Origin of the sequence: Allofournierella sp. (assembly GCF_017889395.1) — a bacterium.
Lineage (GTDB): Bacteria > Bacillota > Clostridia > Oscillospirales > Ruminococcaceae > Allofournierella.
On record NZ_JAGHKE010000030.1, the window covers coordinates 1 to 23078 of the forward strand.

General features: G+C 58.3%; 26 protein-coding genes and 2 pseudogenes. 18 read left to right on the plus strand and 10 right to left on the minus strand.

Annotated elements, in window-relative coordinates; genetic code table 11:
- A pseudogene (locus tag J7G73_RS05235) lies at positions 1–148 on the plus strand (ribonucleotide-diphosphate reductase subunit beta); the annotation flags it as partial.
- 69 nt (positions 149–217) lie between these two features.
- On the opposite strand, the gene glpK reads toward J7G73_RS05235, so the two are convergent.
- From glpK to J7G73_RS05260, 5 genes are read right to left on the minus strand one after another with little or no spacing between them, the layout of a single operon-like run.
- Complete coding sequence (gene glpK, locus J7G73_RS05240; protein WP_291245498.1) at positions 218–1717, minus strand: glycerol kinase GlpK; 1500 nt, start codon at positions 1715–1717, stop codon at positions 218–220.
- Positions 1714–2091: a DUF1667 domain-containing protein gene (locus J7G73_RS05245; protein ID WP_291245499.1), complete on the minus strand. Its 378-nt coding sequence runs from the start codon at positions 2089–2091 to the stop codon at positions 1714–1716. The genes glpK and J7G73_RS05245 overlap by 4 nt, the downstream gene beginning before the upstream one ends.
- A complete protein-coding gene (locus J7G73_RS05250) occupies positions 2088–3359 on the minus strand; it encodes an FAD-dependent oxidoreductase (RefSeq protein WP_291245500.1) in 1272 nt (423 codons plus the stop codon). Before J7G73_RS05250 ends, J7G73_RS05245 begins: the two co-directional genes overlap by 4 nt.
- The gene (locus J7G73_RS05255) at positions 3356–4801 is read right to left on the minus strand and encodes an NAD(P)/FAD-dependent oxidoreductase (protein WP_291245501.1); all 1446 of its coding nucleotides are present in this window, start codon (positions 4799–4801) and stop codon (positions 3356–3358) included. Before J7G73_RS05255 ends, J7G73_RS05250 begins: the two co-directional genes overlap by 4 nt.
- 15 nt (positions 4802–4816) lie before the next feature.
- Positions 4817–5947, minus strand: coding sequence for an endonuclease/exonuclease/phosphatase family protein (locus J7G73_RS05260; protein WP_291245502.1), 1131 nt, complete (start codon positions 5945–5947; stop codon positions 4817–4819).
- 525 nt (positions 5948–6472) lie between these two features.
- Between J7G73_RS05260 and J7G73_RS05265 the strand changes: the two genes are divergently transcribed.
- Positions 6473–7039, plus strand: coding sequence for a glycerol-3-phosphate responsive antiterminator (locus J7G73_RS05265; protein WP_291245503.1), 567 nt, complete (start codon positions 6473–6475; stop codon positions 7037–7039).
- 5 nt (positions 7040–7044) lie between these two features.
- On the opposite strand, the gene J7G73_RS05270 is transcribed toward J7G73_RS05265, so the two are convergent.
- Together J7G73_RS05270 and J7G73_RS05275 are read right to left on the minus strand one after the other, a co-directional pair.
- A complete protein-coding gene (locus J7G73_RS05270; protein WP_291245504.1) occupies positions 7045–7542 on the minus strand; it encodes a helix-turn-helix transcriptional regulator in 498 nt (165 codons plus the stop codon).
- 185 nt (positions 7543–7727) lie between these two features.
- Positions 7728–8156, minus strand: coding sequence for an Hsp20/alpha crystallin family protein (locus J7G73_RS05275; protein WP_291245505.1), 429 nt, complete (start codon positions 8154–8156; stop codon positions 7728–7730).
- Positions 8157–8555: 399 nt separating this feature from the next.
- On the opposite strand from J7G73_RS05275, the gene J7G73_RS05280 reads away from it, so the two are divergent.
- From J7G73_RS05280 to J7G73_RS05325, 10 genes and pseudogenes are all read left to right on the plus strand, one after another.
- Positions 8556–8876 carry a PadR family transcriptional regulator gene (locus J7G73_RS05280; RefSeq protein WP_087296207.1) on the plus strand — a complete coding sequence of 107 codons (321 nt, stop codon included), beginning with the start codon at positions 8556–8558 and terminating at the stop codon, positions 8874–8876.
- Positions 8873–9382 carry a DUF2812 domain-containing protein gene (locus J7G73_RS05285; protein WP_291245506.1) on the plus strand — a complete coding sequence of 170 codons (510 nt, stop codon included), beginning with the start codon at positions 8873–8875 and terminating at the stop codon, positions 9380–9382. The genes J7G73_RS05280 and J7G73_RS05285 overlap by 4 nt, the downstream gene beginning before the upstream one ends.
- A 56-nt stretch (positions 9383–9438) precedes the next feature.
- Positions 9439–9813, plus strand: a complete 375-nt coding sequence (locus J7G73_RS05290; protein ID WP_291245507.1) for a DUF5655 domain-containing protein — start codon at positions 9439–9441, stop codon at positions 9811–9813.
- A gap of 105 nt (positions 9814–9918) precedes the next feature.
- Positions 9919–10368, plus strand: a complete 450-nt coding sequence (locus J7G73_RS05295; protein WP_291245508.1) for a helix-turn-helix domain-containing protein — start codon at positions 9919–9921, stop codon at positions 10366–10368.
- A gap of 20 nt (positions 10369–10388) precedes the next feature.
- Complete coding sequence (locus J7G73_RS05300) at positions 10389–10595, plus strand: hypothetical protein (protein WP_087296204.1); 207 nt, start codon at positions 10389–10391, stop codon at positions 10593–10595.
- Between the two features lie 103 nt (positions 10596–10698).
- Positions 10699–11244, plus strand: a complete 546-nt coding sequence (locus J7G73_RS05305; RefSeq protein WP_291245509.1) for a hypothetical protein — start codon at positions 10699–10701, stop codon at positions 11242–11244.
- 298 nt (positions 11245–11542) lie between these two features.
- Complete coding sequence (locus J7G73_RS05310; RefSeq protein WP_291245510.1) at positions 11543–12214, plus strand: NAD(P)H-binding protein; 672 nt, start codon at positions 11543–11545, stop codon at positions 12212–12214.
- Between the two features lie 263 nt (positions 12215–12477).
- The gene (locus J7G73_RS05315) at positions 12478–13461 is read left to right on the plus strand and encodes a helix-turn-helix transcriptional regulator (RefSeq protein WP_087296202.1); all 984 of its coding nucleotides are present in this window, start codon (positions 12478–12480) and stop codon (positions 13459–13461) included.
- A 170-nt stretch (positions 13462–13631) separates the two neighbouring features.
- Positions 13632–13757 (plus strand): annotated as a pseudogene (locus tag J7G73_RS05320) (helix-turn-helix domain-containing protein); the annotation flags it as partial.
- A gap of 1086 nt (positions 13758–14843) precedes the next feature.
- Positions 14844–16064 carry an MFS transporter gene (locus J7G73_RS05325; protein ID WP_075680193.1) on the plus strand — a complete coding sequence of 407 codons (1221 nt, stop codon included), beginning with the start codon at positions 14844–14846 and terminating at the stop codon, positions 16062–16064.
- 80 nt (positions 16065–16144) lie between these two features.
- Here the strand turns inward: J7G73_RS05325 and J7G73_RS05330 are convergent, their stop codons facing one another.
- Both J7G73_RS05330 and J7G73_RS05335 read right to left on the minus strand, forming a co-directional pair.
- On the minus strand, positions 16145–16945 hold the full coding sequence (locus J7G73_RS05330) for a helix-turn-helix transcriptional regulator (protein WP_002575858.1): 801 nt from the start codon (positions 16943–16945) through the stop codon (positions 16145–16147).
- Between the two features lie 78 nt (positions 16946–17023).
- Complete coding sequence (locus tag J7G73_RS05335) at positions 17024–17287, minus strand: hypothetical protein (RefSeq protein WP_002575859.1); 264 nt, start codon at positions 17285–17287, stop codon at positions 17024–17026.
- Between the two features lie 228 nt (positions 17288–17515).
- Between J7G73_RS05335 and J7G73_RS05340 the strand changes: the two genes are divergently transcribed.
- From J7G73_RS05340 to J7G73_RS05365, 6 genes are all read left to right on the plus strand, one after another.
- On the plus strand, positions 17516–17929 hold the full coding sequence (locus tag J7G73_RS05340) for a cysteine-rich VLP domain-containing protein (protein WP_002575860.1): 414 nt from the start codon (positions 17516–17518) through the stop codon (positions 17927–17929).
- Between the two features lie 111 nt (positions 17930–18040).
- Entirely contained in the window at positions 18041–18436 is a 396-nt protein-coding gene (locus J7G73_RS05345) for a replication initiator protein A (protein ID WP_002575861.1), read from the plus strand.
- Positions 18437–18609: 173 nt separating this feature from the next.
- A complete protein-coding gene (mobV, locus tag J7G73_RS05350; RefSeq protein ID WP_291245511.1) occupies positions 18610–19554 on the plus strand; it encodes a MobV family relaxase in 945 nt (314 codons plus the stop codon).
- A gap of 72 nt (positions 19555–19626) precedes the next feature.
- The gene (locus tag J7G73_RS05355) at positions 19627–19821 is read left to right on the plus strand and encodes a hypothetical protein (RefSeq protein ID WP_015536347.1); all 195 of its coding nucleotides are present in this window, start codon (positions 19627–19629) and stop codon (positions 19819–19821) included.
- A 146-nt stretch (positions 19822–19967) separates the two neighbouring features.
- Entirely contained in the window at positions 19968–21545 is a 1578-nt protein-coding gene (locus J7G73_RS05360) for a recombinase family protein (protein WP_081946811.1), read from the plus strand.
- Between the two features lie 79 nt (positions 21546–21624).
- Positions 21625–22536 carry a hypothetical protein gene (locus tag J7G73_RS05365; RefSeq protein ID WP_291245512.1) on the plus strand — a complete coding sequence of 304 codons (912 nt, stop codon included), beginning with the start codon at positions 21625–21627 and terminating at the stop codon, positions 22534–22536.
- Positions 22537–22625: 89 nt separating this feature from the next.
- On the opposite strand, the gene J7G73_RS05370 is transcribed toward J7G73_RS05365, so the two are convergent.
- Positions 22626–23078, minus strand: a 453-nt coding sequence (locus tag J7G73_RS05370; RefSeq protein ID WP_291245513.1) for an isocitrate/isopropylmalate family dehydrogenase, incomplete at its 5' end; no start/stop codon positions are given.

Here is a 23078-nt window from a genome sequence, read left to right on the forward strand (position 1 = left end):
CGGGCCCCTCTTTGAGGACAACCAGACCGAGCCCGCCTCCATGAGCTGGGTGAGCCAGTACTCCAACGCCAACATGGTGAAGACCGATTTCTTCGAGGCAAAAAGCACCGCCTACGCCAAAAGCACCGCGCTGGTGGATGACCTTTGATTTTTTCCATTCTCCCATAACAGCAAGAATCCCCGAGGGCTTTTCCCTCGGGGATTTTTGCTTATTCGGTCATTTCTCCGGCCGGGCCCAGTCAAGGCTGCGGCCCACGGCCTTATGCCAGCCTGCCAGCAACTGATGCCGCTTGTCCTCGGCCATGTCGGGGGCGAAGTCCACGTCGCAGCTCCACAGGCGGCTGATCTCGTCGGTGTCCTTCCAGACGCCCACCGCAAGCCCGGCCAGATAGGCCGCGCCCAGGGCGGTGGTCTCCCGAATCATGGGGCGGCGCACCGCCTTGTTCAGGATGTCCGCCTGGAACTGCATCAAAAAGCGGTCCCGGGAGGCGCCGCCGTCCACCTTGAGTACGCTTAAGGGGATGCCGGTATCCTTCTCCATGGCGGCCACTAAATCCGCCGACTGATAGGCGATGGACTCCTGTGCCGCCCGGATGATGTGCTCCCGCTTGGTGCCCCGGGTGATGCCCACAATGCAGCCCCGGGCGTACATGTCCCAGTGGGGCGCGCCGAGACCCGTGAAGGCGGGCACCAGATACACCCCGCCGGTGTCCTGCACCTTCTGGGCGTAATACTCCGCGTCCCGGCTTTCGGTGAAGAAGCGCATCTCGTCCCGCAGCCACTGGATCACCGCACCGCCCACGAAGACGCTGCCCTCCAGCGCATACTGCACCGGCTGGCCCTTCACGGTGGCGGCAATGGTGGTGAGCAGGCCGTTTTCGCTCTGGTGGCGGGTCTCGCCGGTGTTCATGAGCAAAAAGCAGCCGGTGCCGTAGGTGTTTTTGGCCTGCCCGGCCTCAAAGCAGCCCTGCCCGAAGAGGGCCGCCTGCTGGTCGCCCGCGATGCCCGCCACCGGCACCTGCACCGGGCCGATGGTGGTATAGCCGTAGATCTCGCTGGAGGAGCAGACGGTGGGCAGCATGGCCCGGGGAATGTCCAGCAGCTCCAGCAGCTCGTCGTCCCAGTCCAGCGTGTCGATGTTATACAGCATGGTGCGGGAGGCATTGGTGCGGTCGGTCACGTGGGCCTTGCCGCCGGTGAGCTTCCAGACCAGCCAGGTGTCCACGGTGCCGAACAGGATTTCGCCCTTTGCCGCCTTTTCCCGGCTGCCGGGCACCTGGTCCAGAATCCATTTGATCTTGCTGGCGGAGAAGTAGGCATCCGGCACAAGGCCGGTCTTTTTGCGGATGGTCTCACCGTAGCCCTTTGCCACCAGCTCGTCGATGATGGGGGCGGTGCGGCGGCACTGCCACACGATGGCGTTGTAGATGGGCCGGCCGGTCTCCTTTTCCCACAGGATGGTGGTCTCCCGCTGGTTGGTGATGCCGATGCCCGCGATGGCCGCCGGGTCCACCCCGCTTTTTGCCACCACCTCCATCATCACGCTGTACTGGCTGGACCAGATCTCCATGGCGTCGTGCTCCACCCAGCCCTCCTTGGGATAGATCTGCTCAAACTCCCGCTGGGTCATTTCCAGGATGTTCTGCTCCTCGTCGAACAGAATCGCCCGGCTGCTGGTGGTTCCCTGGTCCAGGGCAAGGATGTACCGGCTGCTCATTGCATTTCCTCCTTTGCCGCGCCCTGGGCCTCCAGCGCGCGGGTGGTCACAAAGTCCGCCCCGGTGCCGCACACGTTGGCCACCGTCACCTGGCCAAGGGCCACCGGCGCGGTCAGCTCCAGGCCGTCCAGCGCCTGCATGGCCTCAAAAATCAGCCCCTTGGGAATGGGCTTTGTGGTCTTCACCGGGCAGCGGGGATGGGCCGCACCCCGCACGGCCACCGTGCTGGTGATGGTGCGGGTGGGGTTCGTTAGTTCTATTTTACCATATTCTTCGCCCCGTGGGCAGGTATTTCCCGTCACTTTGTAGCCATTGTTCTCGTCCACGTGCAGACGGCAGCCCTTGGGGCACACGATGCAGATCAGTTCCTTCATGCCTGTTCCTCCTCTACCGCCACTTCCAGCGCGCCCTTGGCCTTTGCCAGCAAGGCGGCGGGCAGGGTGATGTGCTCCATCTCGCCGGGGGCCAGATGCTCCCGCTTGAAGCGGGCCAGCGGCTCGCCTCCGCTTTCGACCACCACCGCCGAATTGCCGTACACCCGGCGCACCCGGAAGAAGATCTCCAGCTTTTTGTCCACCGCTGCCGGGCGGACTTTCTGGGGCACGGTATAGCCCACACCCTCGCCGTTTGTGATCTCCACCGCCGGGCCGTCGTTTGTCTGGCCCAGCGCATACCGGGCGGCGGCGGCACCGGCCCGCTGGCTCTCGGCGGTGACGAAGTCCACCAGATCGTGCACATGCACCACATTGCCGCAGGCGAACACGCCGGGGGCGCTGGTCTCCATGTTCTCGAACACCACCGGCCCCTTGGTGCGGGGGTCCAGAGTGATGTGTGCGCCGCTGGTGAGCTCGTTTTCCGGGATCAGGCCCACGCTCAAGAGAATGGTGTCGCAGTCAAAGACCATCTCGGTGCCGGGGATGGGGCGGCGGTTTTCGTCCACCTTGGCCACCACGGCCCGCTCCACCCGGTCCTTGCCCTGGATGTCGATGATGGTGTGGGAGAGATACAGGGGGATGTCGTAGTCCTGCAAACACTGGACGATGTTTCGCATCAGCCCTCCGGAATAGGGCATGACCTCCACGCAGGCCAGTACCTTGGCGCCCTCCAGTGTCATGCGGCGGGCCATGATGAGGCCGATGTCGCCGCTGCCCAGGATCAGCACCCGCTTGCCCACCATGTAGCCTTCCATGTTCACGTACCGCTGGGCCGCGCCCGCGGTGAACACGCCCGCCGGGCGGGTGCCGGGGATGCCGATGGCGCCCCTTGTGCGCTCCCGGCAGCCCATGGCCAGCAGGATGCTCCTGCCCCGCAGCAGCCGGTAGCCCAGGGTTTTGCTGATGGCCTGCACGGTGTGGGCCTGGGCGTTCACCTCCAGCACCATGGCCCCCAGCATCACTTCGATGCCGGTGCCCTCCAGCTGCTGGATGAACCGCCCGGCGTATTCCGGGCCGGTGAGTTCTTCTTTAAAATGGTGCAGGCCGAAGCCGTTGTGGATGCACTGGTTCAGAATGCCGCCCAGCTCCTCGTCCCGCTCTAAGATCAGCACATGCTCCGCGCCGTTTTCTCTGGCGCTCAGGGCGGCTGCAAGGCCCGCCGGGCCGCCGCCCACCACAATCACATCATATTCCTGCCGGTCTGTCATACGGTTTTGTCCCCCTTTGCCTGTTTCGTCCGGCCGGTGAGCAGAATGCTGCCCGCGGCCTCCTGCGGGATGTCCAGCGGGCTCTTGCCCAGCTCCCGGCTTAAGATCTCCATCACCCGGGGGCCGCAGAAGCCGCCCTGGCAGCGGCCCATGCCCGCGCCCACCCGGCGCTTCACCCCGTCGATGCTGCTGGGCGGGATGGCCGTATGGCAGGCGGCGATGATCTCGCCCTCGGTCACGATCTCGCACCGGCAGATGACCCGGCCGTAGCTGGGCTCCCGGGCGATGATCTCCGCCTTCTCCTCGCCGGTCAGTTCCTTGAAACGAATCCGGATGCGTCTGGTCACCGGGTTCGGTTTCTCCGTCAGAACAAGGCCCGCTTCGGCCAGCAGGGCCGCGGCCTCCTCGCCCACCGCTGCAGCGGCGGAAAGGCCCGGGCTCTTCATGCCCGCCAGATCCAGCATACCGGGGGCCGCCCACTGGATGACGAAGTCCGGCCGGTCGGTGTTGGCCCGGATGCCCGCAAAGTTGCGGATGCAGGCGGAAAGGTCCACGCGGGGCACGCTCCTGCGGGCGCTCTGCGCCACCTGGGCAAGGCCCATGGCGGTGGTGGCAGTGTCGGCGGAATCGGGAATGTCCTGGGCGTTGGGGCCGACGATCAAGTTGCCGTGTACCGTGGGGGCCACCAGCACGCCCTTGCCCGCGGCGGTGGGGCACTGGAAGATGACCCGGCCCACGGTATTGCCGGCGGATTTGTCCAGCAGGTAATACTCGCCCCGGCAGGGTTTCGTCACAAAATTCTCCGGCGCGGCCAGCGCGTGCACTTTGCCCGCGTCCACACCGGCGGCGTTCACCACAAAGCGGGCTTCAAAGTCGCCCCTTGTGGTCTCGATCTTCCAGCCGCCCTCGATGGGGGCAAGGCCGGTGACCCGGGTTTCCAAGTGCAGGTCAGCCCCGTTTTCCACCGCGTTTTCCGCCATGGCCAGCGCGAACTCCCAGGGGCTCACGATGGCCGCGCTGGGCGCGTGCAGGGCGGCGGTGATCTCCGGCGAGAGGTTCGGCTCCAGCTCCCGGGCGGTTTCGCCGCTTAAAATCTCCAGCCCTGGCACCCCGTTGGCGGTGCCGTTTTCATACAGCCGCTGCAGGGTTTTCTCCTGCTCGGGACCGAAGGCCACCACGAAGCTGCCAATCTGTTTATAGGGCACATCCAGCGCGGCGCAGATTTCCTTTGCCATTGCGCTGCCCCGCACGTTCAGCCGGGCCATGGCGGTGCCGGGCTCCGGGTCATAGCCCGCGTGCAGAATAGCGCTGTTGGCCTTGGTGGTGCCCATGGACACATCGTTTTCCGCTTCCAGAATCAGCACGCTGACCTGCTTTTTCGCCAGGTGGTATGCCACCGCCGCGCCGGTCACGCCGCAGCCGATGATTGCCACATCTACCATAACTGTTTCCTCCTTTTATTCCGCAGCCTGACCCAGCCGGAAGGTGAGCTTCACCGGGTTGTGGTCGCTGTAAGCAAAATTGGTGTCGATATGTTCCGCCGTGGCGGTGATGTTGTCCGAAACGAGAAACCCGTCCAGCACGGTGGTGTAGTTGACCCCCGGCTCCCAGGGAATGTCCGCGGTGCGGCAGGTGGGGGTCTGGTACTCATTCTCCGCCCGCTGGAGGGAAAAGCCCTCGGGCAGGTCCGCGTCGGTGAGCTGGGCCACCCAGCCCGGCAGCTGCTGGCCGCTTTCAAAGGCCTCGGCTGTACCCTCGCCCAAAGCGTGGTTGAAGTCGCCGCCCACGATCACGTAATTGCCCTTTTCGTATTCCTCACGCATCACGCCGCAGAGCATTTCCAGCTGGCGGGCCCGCACGGTGCCGCCCTCGTCGTAAGCGGACATGTGGCTGTTGATGAGCACCAGCTCACCCCCACCCTCCACCGGGATGCGCAGCTGGGCAAAGCAGCGGTCCAGATCGGTGAATTTTACAAAGAAGCTCTCGTCCACCGGGTAGCTGCGGCGCACCGCTTCCTCCACCTGATACCGACTGAAGGTGAGCAGGCCCGCGTCCACCGCGCCGTGGGGGTCGTGGAAGGGGTAGAACAGGTACCGGGTGTGGAAGTTGGAGGCAAACACCGCGCCGTAACCGGGCAGGCCCTCTTTCAGCAGGGTGCTCTGGTCCACCTGCCAGCTGCGGTGGGCATCCACGTCCACCTCCTGCAAAAGCAGGAAGTCCGCGTTCTGGGCGGCGATGGTCTCCAGCGCACCCTGGGTGTTGGCCAGCACCGATTCCCTGCTTTTTGCCTTGCCCCATTTGCCCTGCACCGGAGTGCCGTCCGCCATGGTGCCGGTGTCCATGAAGAAGCTGTAGTCCGGCCCATAGGCCCCAAAGCCGATGTTGTAGGTCAGGGCGGTGTAGTCCTGCCCGGAGGCCAGTTGCCCGGTCTGGGGATTTTCCACCGTTAGAACCTCCCCGTCCGGAATGCGGTAATAGCCGGTTTGCAGGTAGAGTACATAGCCACCCACCGCCAGCACCAGAGCCAGCACGAGCGCCAGCAGCGCCAGCCCGATTCGTTTGAACCATTTCCTTTGCTTTGTCATCATGCACCTCGTTTTGATTGCTGAATTTCGGGGGCGGCAGTTTTGGGCGTGAAGGTCGTGGCAGCACCCAATGGGCGGTGACACGGCCTTTCAGGTGGTGGAGCGCGCCGGAAAATTTTTTGCGGAATGAACCAAAAAGCGCAGGCAAGCCTTTGTGGATTGGCGAGCATTTTTGGAAAATTCCACGGAAAATTTTGGTGCGATACGCCGCCTGAGCCGTCAGGCGTGAAGGTCGTGGCAGCGCCCAACAAAAAAAGAGCAGCAGAAATACACCGTCATGGCGTTTGTTCTGCTGCTCTTCACTCTTGCACAGGCCGGAGCCTGCCGAAAGCCCCGGGCATTTTTCTGGCGGCACCGTGGCCGCGTTTACTGGTCATACTATTATTATAGAGGCCGCTGCCGCCGGGGCGCAATGGGCAGACCCGCAAAAATTATCCCCGGCTTTTTGTGCCATGCGCACAAAGCGTTGTGGGGCCCGGTGGCGGAGTGCTATAATAGGTATCATCACAAACGAAAAGAGGATGCCCCATGATCACCCCGCTGCCCGCTCTGCTGGAGGAAAACCCCATCATCATCGCCATCAAGGACGAGGAGGGCCTTTCCCGCTGCCTTCAAAGCCCAAAGCCGGTGGTGTTTGTTTTGTACGGCTCGGTGGTGAGCATCCCGGACATCGTCCGGCGGCTGAAGGAGGCGGGCAAGACCGTTTTTGTGGACGTGGACCTGCTGGACGGCCTTTCCGCCCGGGAGGCAGCGGTGGAATATCTGGTCGGGGCCACCGAGGCGGACGGGGTCATCAGCACCAAGGCGGCGCTGGTGCGGCGGGCCAAGGCCCTGGGGCTTGCGGGGGTATACCGCACCTTTCTTCTGGATAACATGGCCCTGCAAAGCCTGCGCAAAAGCGGCGGCAGCCAGTGGGCGGACTTCATCGAGATTCTGCCCGGCCTGATGCCGAAGCTCATCGCCCGTTTAAACCACGAGCTGAACGCGCCGCTCATCGCCAGCGGCCTGATCGCCGACAAGCAGGATGTGATCGACGCACTGGGCGCGGGCGCGGTGGCGGTGTCCAGCACCTGCCCGGCGGTGTGGGAGCTGTAACGCCGTTACAGCCGTCGGTATTCCCGCGTGATGCACACTCCACCTGCCCCAGCCATTCCGATGCCCAGCACCAGCAGCCACACCCGCCAGGTGCAGAACAGGTGGCTGGCGTACGGCCCCAGCGCTGTATACCAGCTCTGATAGGGCTGCTGGCTTTCAATCAGAGCAAACAGCAGCGCCGCCACCACCAGCAGCACGCCCGCTGCCGCCAGAACCACTGCCGCCGCCATGCGAAAATGTGCCTTTGCCCGCCGGGACTGCTCCCGGCCGTCCGGCTGCTCCAGATCGCCCGGCTGCGCCTGGCTTTGAGCGCCGAACAGCAGAGTGTCGGCGCTGACCGAAAACACACTGCACAGCTGTTCAAACTTTTCCAGATCCGGCCGCGCCTCCCCGGTCTCCCAGCGGGAGATCGTCTGCCGGCTTACGCCCATGCGCTCGGCCAGCTTTTCCTGCGAAAGCCCCGCCTGCTTGCGGCAGGCTGGGATTCGTTTTGCCAGACTCATTCCGTCGCCCTCCTTTTTCTGTCTCCATCATAGCAGGTCGATAGGAATTTTTCCAGCACACCGGACGGGAATTCCGCCCGCCGGATGCGTCATCCTGCCCGAGCATGCACAAAAAAGGCCCCGGCCAGCGGGTTTGCTGGCCGGGGACCTTTTCTGTTTTTCTTCCGCGGGGGCTTGCTGTGCGCTTAGCCCTCGATCTGGATGCTGCGGGAGGCGGGGGTGACTTCGCCCTTCTTGGGCAGGGTCAGCTCCAGGATGCCGTTGTTGTAGGCAGCCTTGATGGCGGTGGTATCGATGCCGCTCACGTCGAAGCTCCGGCTGAAGGAACCGAACTTCCGTTCCCGGCGCACGTAGTTGCCCTTATCGTCCTTCTCGCCGCTCTCGGAGTTGTGGCGGGCGGTGATCATCAGGTTGTCGCCGTTCAGGTCGATGGCGATGTCCTCCTTGCTAAAGCCGGGCAGCTCCGCCTCCATCAGGTAGGAATCGCCCTTGTCCTGAATGTCGCAGCGGAACTGGCTCATATCACCGAAACCGGTGAACAGGCTGCGCTCCATGTTATCCAGATAGTTGAACAAACTGTTTTCTTCACGGCCAAACGGAATCATACCAAACATAAATTGCTCCTTTGCTCCGCGCCATTTATCATAGATTTTTGTTGTAATGCGGCGCGCATGGTACGCGGGGGCTGCGCCGCTTTGTCAATCGGAATTGTCCGGGTCGCTTCCAAAGACTCTTGCCTTCAGGTCCCGTTCCCTTTTGACAACTATATTCTACCGCCGGTTTGTGACATAAAATCGGTCGATTTATGAACATTTTGTTAATTGTTAGCACTCTACATCTTAGAGTGCTAATTCATTTTCTCCACTCTTTCTGCCATAGATTTTTGTCGCAAGCCTCCCCCTTCCCACCCTGCCGCCGGATGCCCGGTCGCTTGACAAGTATATCGGTAGCTGATATAGTTATATCGGAAGACGATATAACGCTTTCCGAGCAAGCGAAAAGGAGGGCCGCAGATGAACGAACACATCGCACTGACCGAGGCCTTTTACTACATTCTGCTTTCGCTGTATCAGCCGCTGCACGGCTACGGCATCATGCAGAAGGCCGAGGAATGTTCCGGCGGGCGGGTGCGGCTGGCGGCGGGCACTTTGTACGGCGCGCTGAACACCCTGCAGGACAAGGGCTGGATCGAGGCGCTGCCCTGCACCCCGGGCAGCCGGAAGAAGGAATACCGCATCACCGCCGCGGGCCGCGCCGCCGTGGAAAACGAGCTGGCCCGGCTGCGTGAGCTGGTGAAAAACGGCGAACAGGTCACAGGAGGGAATCCGGTATGAAAAAGATCATCCACCGCACGTTTTTTATCTGGAACTTTGAAAAGGAGATCGCCTGGCTGAACGAGATGAGCCGCCAGGGCTGGCAGCTGTGCCGGGCGGGGTTCTTTGTGTATGAATTCGAGCAGGGCGAGCCGGGCGAATACCAGTACCAGCTGCAGCTGCTGCGCAAGACTGACCCGGACTACCTGGCCTTTCTGGAAGAGACCGGCATCCAGCTGGTGGGCCGCTGCCTGAACTGGATCTATCTGAAAAAGAAATCGGACGGCCAGCCCTTCGAAATCTTCTCGGATCTGGAGGGCGTGCTGCGCCATCTGGACGGCGTCATGGCCCTCTGCGGCGTAGTGATGGCGGTTAACGTGCTGCCCGGCTTTGCCAATCTGGCCAACAGCCATCTGCAACAGCTCAGCTGGCTGAACCTGGCGCTGGCCGCCGTGGGCGCCTTTGGCTTCTTCAAGCTGTATCTGCGCCGCCGGGCGCTGACCTCCGAGCAGGACCTGCACCGCTGACCGTTGCCCCGCCCCGCCCGCCGGGGATATAATAAAAAAAAGGCAGGTGTGCAACCATGACCGACGACGAGCTGCTGTTTTTTGACTCCATGCCCCAAATGCTGCCCATCTACGAGGCATTTTGCCAAGGGCTTGCGGACCGGGGCCTTGCCTTCACCGCCAAGGTGAGCCGCACCCAGATTTCGCTGCGCAACCGGTATGTGTTCGCGGCGGTGTCGCTGCCCTGGCGCAAGGTGAAAGGCTGGCCGGAGGAATACCTGCTGGTGAGCCTGGGGCTTTCTTATCACAAGGAGTCCCCCCGGGTGGCGGTGGCCACCGAGCCCTACCCCAACCGCTGGACCCACCACATCCTGCTCACGACCCCCAAAGAGGTGGACGCCGAGCTGCTGGACTGGACCGAAGAGGCCTACCAATACGCCCTCATCAAGTGATGTTAACAAACCGGGCGAAAGCGGCAGGTTTGGTTGGTGGTCTTTTGGCGCGGCTGGCGGTATACTGAAAGGGCAGAATACACACGCCAACAGGAGGTTTTATCCATGAGCTTTGCAAGCGGTTTGTATCACGCCCGCAAAAAGAGCGGCCTTTCCCAGGAGGATGTGGCCAGAAAGCTGGGCGTTTCCCGCCAGACCATCTCCAAGTGGGAGACCGGAGAAACATTGCCGGACATCCGCCAGTCCAAGCGGCTGGCCGTTTTGTACCACATCACGCTGGACGAGCTGGTGGAATACGATTTTGACGAGCAGCAGGCCCGGGAGATGATCGACAGCGTGAGCGAGGAGGCCCAGGCGAAAATCGACTGGAACAAGGTCTGGAGCAAGAAATACCCGGTGCTGGCCACCTACCACAAGACGGTGCGCATCCAGGACTACGCCCCCCAGCTGCGGGAGATGCTCACCCAGCTGCAGGTGGAATACGGCTACAACACCACCGACGCGCTGCTGGTGTTAAAGGACATCCTGGCCCGGGTCTGGAAGGGCCAGATGTGACATTTGAGAGAGGACACCCCATGGACTACACCCGCGACGAGCTGACCGAGGCAAAGCGCCAGATCGACTCCACCCTGCACAAGCTTCGCCAGACGGTGAAGACCTTTGAAGCAAAGGAAGACCCGACCCGCTATAAATCCCAGCTTACGCTGGCAAAGCGGCGCATCGAGGCCTTCACCATCGCCAATGAGCTGATCCAGCGGGAGCTGGACACTCGAAACCAGTAATTTTACCGCAGCCGGGGCAATGCAAATTGTTCCCCGGCTGTTTTTTTGGTATAATGAGAAATAATTCGCCCAATCGTTTTTGATTCCTGCGAGGTATCCCGTTATGCCCATCGACATGAAGCTGGTGATCGCCGGCCAATTCAAGGAGCTGGTGCGCCGGGGCAATGTGGACAAGATCACCGTGACCGCGCTGATCGAGGAGTGCCACATCTCCCGCCAGACCTTTTATTACCATTTTCAGGACATCAACGACGTGATGGAGTGGTCTGTCCGCCGCGAGACCGAGCAGCTGCTGCGCCAGAGCCTGGAGCTGCCCCAGCTTCGCTGCGGTCTGGAGCTGCTGATCGCCCACACCGCCGGACAATTCGACATGCTGCACAAGCTGCTCTGCTCCCACCGGCGGCAGCGCTTCACCGATGCCCTCACCGCCTGCGTGCGGGTCTTTCTGAACGGGCTGCTGGAACGCTTTATGCCAAACTTCGCGGTGAACCAGCCGGACCGGGAGGTCTTTCTGGATTACAATTCCCGGGCGCTCACCGGTGTGCTGCTGGACTACGGCGGCCGCCGCGAGCTGGATGCCGCCCGGCTTTCCGCCCAGCTGGAACGGATTCTGCTGCGCCAGCTGGCCGAGCCGCTGGAAGAGATGTAACCAATCAAAACAAAACGCCAAAGCGGCGCGCACCCAAGGAAATTTTCCCCGGTGCGCGCCGTTTTTTTGCCGGTCAAAATTTTCGCTCTGTCCTTACAGAAACGCCGGGCCATAAAGCAGGCTGACAGCTTCGCTTTTTTGTAAGGACACAGCAAAAAAACTGCATCTGGCGGCAAACTCCGAAAGCTGTTATAAAGAAAACAAACTACCCGGTTTCCCCGCCCCGTGCGGCCGAAAGCCGGGCCAGAACAAGCTATTTTCACCCTTATTTTCACCCTTACAGAAAAGGAGAACTTTTATGCATTACATTGTGACCGGCTGCGACGGAAAGCTGGGCTGCCGCACCGCCGAGCTCATGCTGCAACAGGTGGCCCCCGCCGACCTCACCTTCACCTGCCCCTTCCTGAACCGTCTGGACCCGGAAAAGAAGGCCCGCTGGGAGAGCCTGGGCGTGAAGGTATGCCAGGCAAACTACGATGACCCGGATGAGATGGTCCAGGCCTTTGCGGGCGGCGACCGCGTCTTCATCGTCTCCGCCGTGACCATCGGCGAGATTCGGGTGCGCCAGCACAAGAACGTGGTGGACGCTGCCATTGCCGCGGGCGTGAAGCACATCACCTACACCTCCTTTCTGGGCGCCAGCGACCCCGCCTACGCCCACGTGTATGTGCCCCCCGACCACACCGCCACCGAGGCCTACATCCGCCAGCGCCACGAGGAGTTCTTCGCCTATCTGGATTCCATGCACATCCCCCGCACCGCCACCGGCGACTATTCCCGGTCCCCGGTGCCCTGGTGCGGCAACGACATGGTGACCAACGAGGGCAGCATCGCCGAGGGCCTGATGGATGTTGCCTCAGATGATGTGGAGCTGCTCACCGGCCGCAAGCCCATGACCGCCCGCGAGCTGGCGCAGAACTACAGCTACATCTGGGAAAATCACGTGACCAACTGGAAGGACATTCGCTGATTTTTCCCGTTCCCATACTGTTCTATTCCTTCTTCTCATGGGGCATTTTTGAAGATGCCTCCAAATCGCAAAGCCCACCCGGCCCTGTTGTAACATGGGGCCGGGCGGCTTCTTTTTGCCCGGATTGGCGGGCCTGCGCGGCCGGTTTTCCTCCGGTGCAACCGCCGGTTGACAAATTGAACAGCAAACTGGGTGGCGGAAAACCGGCGCTTTTGCTACAATGAGAGCAGCAAAACAGAACCCGTGAGAAGGAGTTGTGGGATATGATCTTAGCGGAAAAAATTATGAAGCTGCGCAAGGCTCAGGGCTGGTCCCAGGAAGAGCTGGCGATGCGATTGGGGGTGTCCCGGCAGTCGGTGTCCAAGTGGGAGTCCATGGCCTCCATGCCGGACCTGGACAAAATCGTAAAAATGAGCGAACTGTTCGGGGTGAGCACCGATTATTTATTAAAGGACAATGCCGCCGAGGAGGAGGGCTGCGCCGCCCCTCTGCCCGAGGAGGGCCCCGCGCCCCGGCCCATCTCGCTGGAGGAGGCCAACGCTTATATGGACCTGAGCGAGCGCTGCCACAAATTCATTGCGCTGGCGGTGGCGCTGTTCATCCTGTCGCCGGTGCCGCTGATCGCCATCGCCGGCATGGCGGAGCACGGCCGCATCGCCCTCACCGAGGACATGGTCGCCGCCATCGGCCTGCTGCTTTTGTTCGTGATCGTGGCGGCGGGCGTGGCCATCCTGCTGCCCAGCGGCATCCGGCTGGAGCGGTATGAATTTTTGGAAAAGGAGCCCATCGCCACGGAATACGGGGTGGCGGGCATCGTGGAGGCCAAGCGGGAGGCCTTCGCCCCCACCTACCACACGGGTCTGGTGGTGGGCATCGTGCTGTGCATTCTCAGCGTGGTGCCGCTGTTCTTCTGCATGGCGCTGGAGGCCGAACTGGCCTGCGTGTTCGCGGTCTGCCTGATCTTAGTCCTCATTGCTGTGGGCGTCTATATCATCATCCGGGTGGTCTGCCCCTGGGAGGCCTACGAAAAGCTGCTGGAGGAGGGCGACTACACCCGGGAACACAAGGCGGAAAACCGGCGCAATGACCCCTTTACCGGCTTCTACTGGTGCCTGACCACCGCCATCTATCTGGCGGTGAGCTTTTACACCGGCCAGTGGACCCGCACCTGGATCATCTGGCCGGTGGCGGCGGTGCTGTTCGCGGCGCTGCTGGCCCTGCGCCGGATGCTGCGCCAGCCCCGCTGACTCTCTGCCCATGCCCCGGACCTTCGGCCCGGGGCATTTTTGTAACCAGCGGGCAGAAAAACCTGCCCGGCGCGTAACCACCCGTCGCTTGTGGCGGCGGGCGGGATGCACTACAATAAAAGCAGAAGGAGCGCGGCGCACATCCACCCACCCGAACAAAGGAGCACACCATGGAACTGAACCGGATGAAGATTGGCGCGGCCATCGCGGCCCGCCGCAAGGCAAAGGGCCTGACCCAGGAGCAGCTGGCGGCCCGGCTGGGGGTGAGCGCCCCGGCGGTGAGCAAGTGGGAGACCGAGGTTTCACTTAGATAAAGATACCACACCATTCCCACGCTGACTTTTGCTCAACCGATACAGCCGGAGGGCTGGATAACAAGAAAAGGCGGTATGCGCCCCGTGGAGGGGTAGCGTACCGCCTTTTCTTGTGGGGGTTTCCAAAGGGGGCAACGCCCCATTTGGCACACGACTTTGCGGAGCAAAGTGTAGTGTGTTATACGCTCTGTCGGCGTTGCCCTGAAAATACCGTTGCCGCCGGGGAGGGCAAGGGCATTTGACGCGGCAGGAAAGCAGGGCTTTGTTTGGGGCTGGTAAGCCGGAAACAAAGGGCTGATTTCAGCAGCAGACAGGGCGTATTATGAAAGCCCCCGTCCCTCGTCCTCCGCCCCCGGCCTATGGGACAAAAAGTCCCAAAGCTCTGGACACCGTGACCAGATGTGTGGCCACACTCCGGGAAAAGTAGCAGGACGGCAGGAAACCGTCAAGGCTGAAATGAATGGGCTGACGCCCGGCCTTGACCGTTCCCCGCCGCCCCGCTGGATGGGTGGACAAGGTGGCCAATCCCTAAAAGTGTTTGGCCGCACTCGTTCATTTTGGGGCCTTTCTTCTCCCAAAATTGAAATGGGCGGGAAAGCCCTAAAATGGCTTTCCCGCCTTGATTACCCATTAGCAAAGACGGGCGAGACTGTCAACGGCGGCGCTGAAAGCGCCGTTCATCTTGACCGTTGACTGGCTCGCCTGGCTTTGCTACTGCCCGTAAGAGATGGAAAAACAAGATGGAAAACAAGGTTAAAAATGGTTGACAAGTCTATCGGATGTGTGTTATACTGTGCGACAGTTTGAGATTGGAAGGAGGCTTACGTGTGTTAATTTGTGTACGCTAATAAGCAATAAAAAGTAGAAGTACCTTTCCACATGATGGTGGGCTTTTTTTGCGTGCGTATGCAAAGGAACACGTAGGTTTGACACGAGCAGTCTTTGAACTGTATCGTGGTGTTTTTTCGTGCTTTGTTGTTATGCAGGCGTCTGCCCTCTCTGTGGGACAACGCCTGCTTTTTATTGCAGAAACAAAGGAACAATGCAATAAAAAAGGAGGTTCGCATTATGACCCAAAACAACAATTCATGGAGAAAAACTTATTTTACACTTCTTGCCGGACAAGCAATATCCTTTATTAGCAGCGGTATTTTGCAAATGGCCATTATCTTTTATTTGGTTGCGAAAACTAATTCTGCAATCATATTGACGGCGGCAACACTGATTGGATTTTTGCCGCAAGCCTGTTTAGGCCCGTTTGCAGGTGCTTTTGTTGACCGGCACAGCCGTAAAAGCGTAATGATTGGTGCGGATTTGATAATTGCCGCCGCTGGCGGTATTCTGGCGCTGGTGGCGTTTTACATGGAATTGCCCGTATGGTCTATTATGGTTGTCCTGTTAATCCGAAGTGCGGGAACTGCTTTTCATTCTCCAGCATTCAGCGCAGCAACACCTATGATTGTGCCAAAAGAGGAACTTACAAAATGCGCTGGTTACACGCAGACCATGCAAGCAGTAAGTGCGATTATCAGTCCAGCTGCCGCAGCGTTTTTATATGCTGTTTGGCCTCTTAATGCAATTATATTGTTAGATATTGTGGGTGCAATCCTTGCCTGTGTGACTGTTGCGATTTCGTCCATACCAACGCCTGAACTATGTCCAGAAACGAAAAGACAACAGTTTTTACAGGATATGAAAGAGGGGTATGTGGTATTAAAGCAAAACAGGGGCCTCTTTGCTCTGCTCTGGATTGGTGTAATTTATATGTTCTTTTATATGCCAATCAGTACGCTTTTTCCTCTCATCTGTATGTCATACTTCAAAGGAACACCGGCCCATGCCTCTGCCGCTGAAATTGCTTTTGCGGTTGGTATGCTGCTTGGCGGAGTCATTCTGAGCATTTGGGGCGGTTTTAAGAAACGGCGGTACACCATCGGTCTTTCCGTTCTCCTGATGGGCGTTAGCATTATGCTCTCCGGGCTTTTGCCGCCAGACGCATTTCTTGTCTTTGTTGTGTGCTGTACTGTTATGGGAATTTCCGCTCCATTTTACGGTGTGCAAAATGCGATTTTTCAAGAAACGGTCAAACCAGAATATCTGGGGAGAGTTTTTTCTCTACTGACAAGCGCCGCTTCCCTCGCCATGCCGTTTGGCCTTGTCATTTCCGGGCCTCTGGCGGAGCGGCTGGGAGTTGAGAAATGGTTTGTCATTTGCGGAATTGGCATTATCATCGTTGCGCTTGCCGTATTTTTACTACCCGGTTTGAGAGAGATTGACAATACGCAATAATCAACTGCACCTTTTTCTATTACTAAACAAAATGCCTGGATGGTGGTTCTGAAAAACCAGAACCGCCGTTCAGGCATTTTTTATCTTCGTCCTCTCTGCGGTTTTGGATTCTTCAGCAAGTCGGATTTTTCCGCAATCTTTTTCAGCCACTTCCGTTCTTCTACTGACAGCTTCCTAAAATTCAGCTTGAGCCGTTTGCAGATAAACGCCAAGTACGCTTGTTCCGTGTCGCTGTCCTGGCTGACGATTTCACCAGCAGTTTCCAGCATTTCTTTTAGCGGGTTATCCTCTGGGACGCTGAAAAAATCGTCCTTGTGTGTTTCCCGCAGAGCAAGGGCAATCCCGTTTATGTCCCGTTGTATCACATAGCGGCAAAACTCGTCCTCATCAATATGGGCGGTGATAAGCTGTCTTAACTGCGTATCACTCATGCCAGGATTATGCTTTTTTATAACAGTTGCGCTCATCGTGTCCACTATGGCGTTTGCACCCTGCGCCTGTTTCAGTGCCGTTCCGTTCACATAGATTTCAAGGTCAGCCATCAGCCGGGGGAAATCCGGGTGCGCCGCCAGCTCACACAGCAGGGTATTGTCTATCCTCCCGCTTTTCAGCAGGTCAATCATTTCATCACTCAAACGCAGGTCTGCAAGATCGGCGTTTGGGTGATTTTTCATTTCAGACAGCCCCAGCAGATAATCAGCGGTCACACCGTAAAACTTCGCCAGCCGGATAAGGGCATAGTGGCTGATGTCCTTGAAGTCTTCCGTTTCGTAACTGCCCAGCGCAGACTTGGAAAGCCCGGTCTGCTCCGCAAGCTGCCCCAGCGTCAAGCCACGCTCCACACGTAGGTCTTTTAATCGCTCTTGTATGGATAAAGACATATTCACCCTCCTTGCTAGCTCAACGAAAGAGAAGCCGTTATGCTATGTACTATGCTCATAGCATAACGGCATAGGCATTTACAGTTTTATTTTACCATTTGCTACATCTTCACGAAATTTATCAACAAGCTTCGCTGTCAGCTTGGATTTACCGTAGTGTTCAAGTACAAAAGTACGATAACTTTTTCCATCTACAAGCACATCACTTTTTCTGGTCAACAACCAATTTCCGTTACCTCCTCCCTGTTCTCTAATATTCCAGTCTTTCCCATATCTTTTATAGATTTCATCTTTTTTACCTTGAACAGACATTGATTCGCTTGGAATATAAACAATTTGCATAATAGCTCCTCCTTTATTTTGTGCAAGAAGACCAGAAACCTGAATTTGTCTTTTATCTTTTTTTGATTATATCACAAATCCGAGAGCGTGGAAATAGGGAGTTTTTCAGGCTGATTTCCTACCTCTTGGATATACGGCACAGGCGGTCAAAAAGGTGTAGACTTGGGATAGTTCATCGATGGACAAGCACCTTGGAAACAGAACACGCCAAAGAAAACGGAGGGACGCATGAGCAAAAGACCCTATCAACACCTGCCGCCGCTGGAACACAGGCCGGACGGCTCCCCCTACCGCATAACCCCGCCCCAGAAGAGACGAGCCAGCGGCCTGATACGCCGGGAGTGCTGCAACTGCGAGGACGGAAACTGCCTTGCGCTGGACGATGGCGACACCTGCGCCTGTCCGCAGATGATTTCGTTCTCCGTCTGCTGCAAGTGGTTCCGCTGGGCGGTCTTGCCGCTGGACAGGACGCTGGAAGCGGAGATTTACCGGGACAGGGACTTGAAACGCTGTGCGGAGTGCGGCGGTGTGTTCGTCCCGAAGTCCAACCGGGGCAAATACTGCCCGGACTGCGCCGCCAGAGTTCACAGGCGGCAGAAAACAGAAAGTGAACGGAAAAGGAGGTCTGCTGTGGACAGTTAAGAGCGGGAAAAGCCTTGATTTGCAAGGCTCCGCAAGCCCTCAACCGGGGCGGCTGGTATCATTTATCATTCGCCCCGGAAAACGGGCCTCTAACCGTCCACAAAACACGCTATGACAAACACGATTTATATTCACCAGCCGGAAAAGGCGTTCAGTTTCACCCGGCTCCCCAATTTCCTTTTTGAAGCACCCACATTCCAGCCCTTGAGCAACGAAGCGAAGGTGCTGTATGCCTTTGTCCTGCGCCGGGCGGAGTTGTCCCGGAAGAACGGCTGGGCGGACGAGTACGGGCGGGTCTACCTGTACTACCCCATCTGCGAGGTGGTCGCTTTGCTCCGCTGCGGGCGGCAGAAAGCGGTCAACACCCTGCGGGAGTTGCAGTATGCGGGGCTGGTGGAAATCCAGAAACAGGGCTGTGGAAAACCCAACCGCATTTACCCGAAATCCTATGAAGCGGTTCCAAACACCGACTTCAAGAAATCCGGTTATGGTACGCCGGAGGGCTGAAAACCGTACTTGGCGAGTACGAAAATCAATCCTCTTGAAGTACGGAAATCTGACGGTATATAGAAATACAGAGATTAAAACCATCTATTTACATTCATTCCATTCCAATCCTATCAGAGATATTTTCGGCGGGAAAACCCGCCGGAAAGGAATGGAATGGGGAAAGGAGTTCAATGGCACAACACGCAATTTTGCGATTTGAGAAGCACAAGGGCCACCCGGCGGGGCCGCTGGAAGCCCACCATGAACGGAAAAAGGAGCAGTACGCCAGCAACCCGGACATTGACACCAGCCGGAGCAAGTACAATTTCCACATCGTCAAGCCGGATGGCCGCTACTACCATTTCATTCAGAGCCGCATCGAGCAGGCCAGATGCCGCACCCGCAAGGACAGCACTCGGTTTGTGGACACGCTGATTACCGCCAGCCCGGAGTTTTTCAAGGGCAAGTCCCCAAAGGAGATAGCGGCCTACTTCCAGAGGGCGGCGGACTTCCTCATTGACCGGGTGGGCCGGGAGAACATCGTTTCGGCTATGGTACACATGGATGAAAAAACGCCCCATCTGCACTTGGTCTTTGTGCCGCTGACAAAGGACAACCGCCTGTGCGCCAAAGAAATTATCGGCAACCGGGCCAATCTGACGAAGTGGCAGGACGATTTTCACGCCTGTATGGTGGAGCAGTACCCCGACCTGGAGCGTGGGGAAAGCGCCAGCAAGACGGGCCGGAAGCATATCCCCACCCGGCTGTTCAAACAGGCGGTCAACCTCTCCAAACAGGCGAGGGCCATTGAAGCGGTTCTCTCCGGCATTACCCCGCTGAACGCCGGAAAGAAGAAAGAGGAAGCCCTCTCCATGCTGAAAAAGTGGTTTCCGCAGATGGAGAACTTCTCCGGGCAGTTGAAAAAGTACAAGGTCACAATCAATGACCTGCTGGAAGAAAACAAAAAGCTGGAAGCAAGGGCAAAGGCCAGTGAGCAAGGCAAGATGAAAGACCGCATGGAACGGGCAACGCTGGAAAGCGAATTACACAATCTCCGCAATTTCGTTGACCGTATCCCGCCGGAAGTGCTGGCGCAGGTGAAACGGCAGCAGCGGCACACAGTAAAGGAAAGGTGATAGATATAAGCAGAAATTTTCGCCGCCCCTGTGCGGCATTGTACCTTGAAAACTGAATATGGAGGACACTGGATGGCAAAAAGCGAAAGCGATATTTTTACGCCCCGGACAGGGCAGGTCATACAAACAGAGAACGGCACGCAGTATTTTGTATGTGGGAACAACCGTATAAAAATCTCCGAACACTTCGCCGCAGGCGGGAAGCCCCTCGGTGATCTGATTGTAGATGTGGTGCGGCATACCGCAGAAAAAGCCGCTTCAACCTGATAGCCCATCATTGATAACACGCCCACGCTTATGATATAATTGCCATAGAGCAAAAGTATTGTAAGCGTGGGTTGTTTCTTTAAGAAGGAGGATTTTTAACGGTGAAACAACCTTACAATACTACGATTTACAACACGGCGCTTTATATGAGATTGAGCCGGGACGATGAAAACTATGGTGACAGCGTAAGCATTGAAACACAGCGGACAATCCTGCAACAGTACGCAAAGGAACAGGGACTTCATGTAGTCGGTGAGTATGTGGACGATGGCTGGTCGGGGACGAACTTTGAACGCCCGGATTTTCAGCGCATGATGGACGATGTGGAAGCCGGAAAAGTAAACTGCATTGTCACGAAAGACCTTTCCCGTTTCGGGCGGGAACATGTGATGATGGACTACTATCTGGAATTTCTGTTCCCGGAAAAACGGGTGCGCTACATCGCCGTTGCGGAGAATGAGGACACAGAGAAAGGGCTTTCCGATTTTGTCCCGTTCAAAAACCTGTTTAATGAATGGTTTGCGAAAGATACGAGCCGCAAGGTAAAGGCCGCTTTCAAAGCGAAGTTTGCCACAGGACAGCGTATCGGTGCCTATGCTCCCATCGGGTACAGGAAACACCCGGAAATCAAAAACAAGCTGATAATCGACGAGGAAACCCGCTGGATAGTGGAGAAGATTTTTGACCTTGCCATTCATGGCAGAGGGGCGGCCAGTATCACAAGAATACTGATTATGGAAAAGGTTCCCACACCGGGATTTATCAATTTCCAGCGTGACGGGACTTTTGCAAACATCTATGCGGGTGCGCCAGAGGAAAAAAGCTACGCATGGACGATAGCCCAGGTCAAGAGCATTATGAAAGACGAAACCTATATCGGCCATACCATCCACTACCGGGAAACAAACATTTCCTTTAAGAACAAGCGGAGGATACGCAAGCCCCAAAGTGAATGGGTGCGGGTAGAGAACACGCAGGAGCCGATTATCAGCGAACAGGTTTTCCGGCAGGTACAGGAGCAGATAGCAAACCGCCGCAGAAAGTGCAAGGATGGTACGACGCAGATTTTTTCCGGATTGGTAAAATGTGCGGATTGCGGCTGGTCGCTGTCCTATGGGGAGAACAGGCAGAACAGCAAGCCTTACGGCCATTATCATTGTAGCAAGTACGGACAGGGCACACGCCAATGCTCCATGCATTATATCCGCTATGATGTGCTTTACGCCTATGTCCTCTCCCGTCTGCAATACTGGTCGAGGCTGGTACAGCATGATGAAGAACGGCTTTTGAAGCGGCTGTTAAATGCCAATGACAAGGGACAGGCCGCCGCAAGAAAGAAGCAAGCCGCAGAGTTGAACAAAGCGGAGAAGCGGAAAGCCGAAGTCGATACCCTGTTTGCCCGGATGTATGAGGACTGGGCGGCGGGGCGTATCACAGAATACAACTTCTCTATGCTGTCCGGGAAGTACCAGAGCGAACAGGCTGAACTGGACACAAAGATTGAACAGCTTCAATCCGCTATCGCCACTGAAAGCCAGAACGCCGCAGACGCAGAAAAATGGATTGCCTTGATGAAAGAGTGCGTCAATCCAACAGAACTGACCGCCGAACTTTTGAATACGCTGATTGAAAAAATCGTTGTCCATGAAGCGGTCAAAGGTGAGGACGGAAGCCGGGAACAGGAGGTAGAAATCTTCTACCGCTTTATCGGCAAAATTGATTAAATGACACCAATATCTTTAACTATGTGATACCGACACCTCCTACCCGGACATCACTCTGCTCTGCCCGCTGGCCCGGGCGTTGGGCACCAGCGTGGACGCGCTGCTGCAATTTGAAGAGACCTTAAGCGACGAGGAGGTGGTGCGGCAGGTAAACCAGCTGCTGGAAACCGCCATGCGCCAGCAGCCGGACGGCTGGCAGACCGCTGAACAGCAGCTGGAGGAGCTGCTGCATCAGTACCCCAGCTGCACCGCCCTGCAATACAACGCTGTGGCCAGCTATGACGCGCTGACCATGTTCTTCCCCGCGGCGGGTGAGGAGGTGCGCACCCGCTGGCGGGCCCGCAAGCGCCAGTTGCTGGAGCAGGTGCGTGAAAGCGGCAACGCGGCCTACTGGCAGACCGCCACCATCGGGCTGGCGGTGCTGGAGCTCACGGACGGCGATGCGCAAACCGGCGCGGCGCTGCTGCGCCAGCTGCCCGAGCGGGTGGGCGACCCCACCGGGGCCTGGGCCCAGTATTATCTGAAGACAGGCCAGCCCGGCAAGGCGCTGGAAACCATCCAGAAGCAGCTGTATAAGCTGGTCAGCCAGACCCAGAGCCTGCTGGCCACGATGATGAACCCGAAGCTGCTGCCGGAGCCAGCACGCCAGCGGGCGGTGTGCGAGGCCTATGGAGCGCTGGCCCGGGCCTTCGATTTCCCGGACATGAGCGCCGGCCTTGCCATGGAGCTGTGCCTGCAGGAGGGCCAGCCGGACGAAGCCGCCACCTGCTTTGCGCAGTATGTGGAGGTGCTCACCGGCCCGCCCGCCTTTCCCCGGGCGGACATCTTTGCCCCGGGCGTGACCGCCAAGCACCCGGAAAGCGCCGAAGCCAGCAGCCGGGAGCTGCGCCGCCTGCTGCTGGATGAAATCCACAAGGAGGAAAAATACCGCTCCCTAATGGACCACCCGGTGTTCGCCGCCGCCCTCGCCCGGCTGGAGGCGAGCGTCTGAATTTTTCTCCCACTGCACACAAAACCGCCCCGGCGGCCGAAGAGTTCGGCTGCCGGGGCGGTTCTTTTCTTACTCGTTTAAACCTAGGCTCAGGCCAGCTTGGCTTCCAGGTTGGCGCGGATGGCGCGGATGAACTCCAGGCTGTCCACGGGCTTGGTTTCCACGCCCTCGGCCAGGCCGCACAGATCCTTGGTCATCACGCCGCTGGCCAGGGTGTCCAGGCAAGCCTCTTCCAGAGTCTTGGCGAACTTCACCAGAGCCTCGTTGCCGTCCAGCTCGCCCCGCTTTGCCAGCGCGCCGGTCCAGGCGAAGATGGTGGCCATGGGGTTGGTGGAGGTGCTCTCGCCCTTCAGGTAACGGTAGTAGTGGCGGGTCACGGTGCCGTGGGCGGCCTCGTACTCGTAGTTGCCGTCCGGGCTCACCAGCACGCTGGTCATCATGGCCAGGCTGCCGAAGGCGGTGGAGACCATGTCGCTCATCACGTCGCCGTCGTAGTTCTTGCAGGCCCAGATGAAGCCGCCCTCGCTGCGCACCACGCGGGC

Excerpts from the sequence above, each read along its gene's own strand:
- glpK (WP_291245498.1), bottom strand. The coding sequence starts at position 1,717 with ATGAGCAGCCGGTACATCCTTGCCCTGGACCAGGGAACCACCAGCAGC.
- J7G73_RS05245 (WP_291245499.1), bottom strand. The coding sequence starts at position 2,091 with ATGAAGGAACTGATCTGCATCGTGTGCCCCAAGGGCTGCCGTCTGCAC.
- J7G73_RS05250 (WP_291245500.1), bottom strand. The coding sequence starts at position 3,359 with ATGACAGACCGGCAGGAATATGATGTGATTGTGGTGGGCGGCGGCCCG.
- J7G73_RS05255 (WP_291245501.1), bottom strand. The coding sequence starts at position 4,801 with ATGGTAGATGTGGCAATCATCGGCTGCGGCGTGACCGGCGCGGCGGTG.
- J7G73_RS05260 (WP_291245502.1), bottom strand. The coding sequence starts at position 5,947 with ATGATGACAAAGCAAAGGAAATGGTTCAAACGAATCGGGCTGGCGCTG.
- J7G73_RS05265 (WP_291245503.1), top strand. The coding sequence starts at position 6,473 with ATGATCACCCCGCTGCCCGCTCTGCTGGAGGAAAACCCCATCATCATC.
- J7G73_RS05270 (WP_291245504.1), bottom strand. The coding sequence starts at position 7,542 with ATGAGTCTGGCAAAACGAATCCCAGCCTGCCGCAAGCAGGCGGGGCTT.
- J7G73_RS05275 (WP_291245505.1), bottom strand. The coding sequence starts at position 8,156 with ATGTTTGGTATGATTCCGTTTGGCCGTGAAGAAAACAGTTTGTTCAAC.
- J7G73_RS05280 (WP_087296207.1), top strand. The coding sequence starts at position 8,556 with ATGAACGAACACATCGCACTGACCGAGGCCTTTTACTACATTCTGCTT.
- J7G73_RS05285 (WP_291245506.1), top strand. The coding sequence starts at position 8,873 with ATGAAAAAGATCATCCACCGCACGTTTTTTATCTGGAACTTTGAAAAG.
- J7G73_RS05290 (WP_291245507.1), top strand. The coding sequence starts at position 9,439 with ATGACCGACGACGAGCTGCTGTTTTTTGACTCCATGCCCCAAATGCTG.
- J7G73_RS05295 (WP_291245508.1), top strand. The coding sequence starts at position 9,919 with ATGAGCTTTGCAAGCGGTTTGTATCACGCCCGCAAAAAGAGCGGCCTT.
- J7G73_RS05300 (WP_087296204.1), top strand. The coding sequence starts at position 10,389 with ATGGACTACACCCGCGACGAGCTGACCGAGGCAAAGCGCCAGATCGAC.
- J7G73_RS05305 (WP_291245509.1), top strand. The coding sequence starts at position 10,699 with ATGCCCATCGACATGAAGCTGGTGATCGCCGGCCAATTCAAGGAGCTG.
- J7G73_RS05310 (WP_291245510.1), top strand. The coding sequence starts at position 11,543 with ATGCATTACATTGTGACCGGCTGCGACGGAAAGCTGGGCTGCCGCACC.
- J7G73_RS05315 (WP_087296202.1), top strand. The coding sequence starts at position 12,478 with ATGATCTTAGCGGAAAAAATTATGAAGCTGCGCAAGGCTCAGGGCTGG.
- J7G73_RS05325 (WP_075680193.1), top strand. The coding sequence starts at position 14,844 with ATGACCCAAAACAACAATTCATGGAGAAAAACTTATTTTACACTTCTT.
- J7G73_RS05330 (WP_002575858.1), bottom strand. The coding sequence starts at position 16,945 with ATGTCTTTATCCATACAAGAGCGATTAAAAGACCTACGTGTGGAGCGT.
- J7G73_RS05335 (WP_002575859.1), bottom strand. The coding sequence starts at position 17,287 with ATGCAAATTGTTTATATTCCAAGCGAATCAATGTCTGTTCAAGGTAAA.
- J7G73_RS05340 (WP_002575860.1), top strand. The coding sequence starts at position 17,516 with ATGAGCAAAAGACCCTATCAACACCTGCCGCCGCTGGAACACAGGCCG.
- J7G73_RS05345 (WP_002575861.1), top strand. The coding sequence starts at position 18,041 with ATGACAAACACGATTTATATTCACCAGCCGGAAAAGGCGTTCAGTTTC.
- mobV (WP_291245511.1), top strand. The coding sequence starts at position 18,610 with ATGGCACAACACGCAATTTTGCGATTTGAGAAGCACAAGGGCCACCCG.
- J7G73_RS05355 (WP_015536347.1), top strand. The coding sequence starts at position 19,627 with ATGGCAAAAAGCGAAAGCGATATTTTTACGCCCCGGACAGGGCAGGTC.
- J7G73_RS05360 (WP_081946811.1), top strand. The coding sequence starts at position 19,968 with ATGAGATTGAGCCGGGACGATGAAAACTATGGTGACAGCGTAAGCATT.